At 71.2% G+C, this 1,860-nt stretch carries 2 protein-coding genes; one reads left to right on the forward strand and one right to left on the reverse strand.

Annotation, left to right across the window (positions count from 1 at the left end):
• Positions 1-228 precede the first annotated feature (228 nt).
• Positions 229-741, forward strand: coding sequence for an HNH endonuclease (locus FOE67_RS24480; protein WP_182667000.1), 513 nt, complete (start codon positions 229-231; stop codon positions 739-741).
• 91 nt (positions 742-832) lie between these two features.
• Here FOE67_RS24480 and FOE67_RS24485 read toward each other — a convergent pair whose 3' ends face one another.
• A complete protein-coding gene (locus FOE67_RS24485) occupies positions 833-1,789 on the reverse strand; it encodes an SPFH domain-containing protein (RefSeq protein ID WP_182667001.1) in 957 nt (318 codons plus the stop codon).
• Between the last annotated feature and the right edge of the window lie 71 nt (positions 1,790-1,860).

Genomic DNA, 1,860 nt, shown 5'->3' on the forward strand with positions numbered 1-1,860 from the left:
CTTCCGGCCCTGCCGCGGGCCTCCGCGTGGTCCGGGGGCCCGGCCCGCTCGGGTCGGGCCCCGTGCCGGCCCTCGGCCGGCGGGTCGTCGGGGAATGGTCATCCGGTGTTCCCCGCCCCGTATCCGGGCCGCGAGGCGGCGGAAATTGCATTGTCCCGTCCGGGGGGCGACGGCACAGTGGGGTCGTCCCGCCCCCCGGGCGGGGCCGGGAGCCGGGAGGTGGGGCGGGTGCGTCGGACGTTGGTGCTCAACGCGAGTTTCGAGCCGTTGGCGACGGTGACGCTGCGCCGGGCGGTGGTCCTGGTGCTGCAGGGGAAGGCCGAGGCGGAGCAGGCCCATCCCGGGTTGCGGATCCGGGCCGGCACCGTGGAGATGCCGGTGCCCCTGGTCATCCGGTTGCGCCGCTACGTGAAGGTGCCGTTCCGACAACGGGCACCGTGGTCACGGCGTGGGGTGCTGGTGCGGGATCGTCACCGCTGTGCCTACTGCGGGCGAAGGGCGACGACGGTGGATCACGTGGTGCCGCGGTCCCGTGGTGGTGGGGACACGTGGTTGAACACCGTGGCGGCGTGCCGGGAGGACAACAACCGCAAGGCCGATCGCACACCGGCTCAGGCGGGGATGCGGCTGTTGTCGCAGCCGTTCGAGCCGACCCCCGCCGACGCACTCCTGGCGGCGGTGGGCGCGGATCGGGGCACGGCGGCCCTGCCGGAGTGGTTGGGCGCGGTCCGGGGCGGCTGACCCCCCGGGGCCCGTGGCCCTCCGGGGGCGACGACGAACGGCGGGACCCCGGGCGCGATCCGCGGAAGCGGGTCGCGCCCGGGGTCCGACGTCACTCGAAGCGCGGCTGCTGACGACCGGGCTTGTCCAGGGTGGGGCGGGAGGAATCGGCGGGCGCGGTGGGGGCGCCGCCGTTCTCGGCGAGCCGACCGAGGCTGCCGCCGATTCCCTTGAGCGCGTCGCCCAGTTCGCTGGGGACGATCCAGAGCTTGTTGGAGTCGCCCTGGGCGATCTTCGGCAGCATCTGCACGTACTGGTACGCCAGCAGCTTCTGGTCGGCGTCACCGGCGTGGATGGCCTCGAAGACGGTGCGGATGGCCTGGGCCTCACCCTCGGCGCGCAGCGCGGCGGCCTTGGCGTCACCCTCGGCGCGCAGGATCTCCGCCTGCTTGGCACCCTCGGCCTGGAGGATCTCGGACTGGCGGACACCCTCGGCCTGGAGGATCGCGGCGCGCTTGTCCCGGTCGGCGCGCATCTGCTTCTCCATCGAGTCCTGGATGGAGGTGGGCGGCTCGATCGCCTTGAGCTCGACGCGGTTGACGCGGATGCCCCACTTGCCGGTCGCCTCGTCGAGGACACCGCGCAGGGCCGCGTTGATCTCCTCGCGGGAGGTGAGGGTTCGTTCGAGGTCCATGCCACCGATGATGTTGCGCAGCGTGGTCACGGTCAGCTGCTCGATGGCCTGGATGAAGTTGGAGACCTCGTAGGTGGCGGCCCGGGCGTCGGTGACCTGGTAGTAGATGACGGTGTCGATGTTGACGACCAGGTTGTCCTGGGTGATCACCGGCTGGGGCGGGAAGGGAACGACCTGCTCGCGCAGGTCGATGCGGTTGCGGATCGTGTCGATGAACGGCACGACGATGTTGAGGCCGGCGTTGAGCGTGCGGGTGTACCGACCGAAGCGCTCGACGATGGCGGCACTGGCCTGCTGGATCACCTGGATCGTCTTGACCAGGGCGATGAAGACCAGCACCACCAGGATGACGAGCACGATGATGATGGCGTCCATCGTGGTTCCCCCTGTGGTTCGGGATGTCGGAGGCGGTTGGGGTGGGTGGAAACTCGGGTGAGGGTGGGAGG

Source organism: Streptomyces calidiresistens, assembly GCF_014141525.1.
Classification (GTDB): Bacteria; Actinomycetota; Actinomycetes; order Streptomycetales; family Streptomycetaceae; genus Streptomyces; species Streptomyces calidiresistens.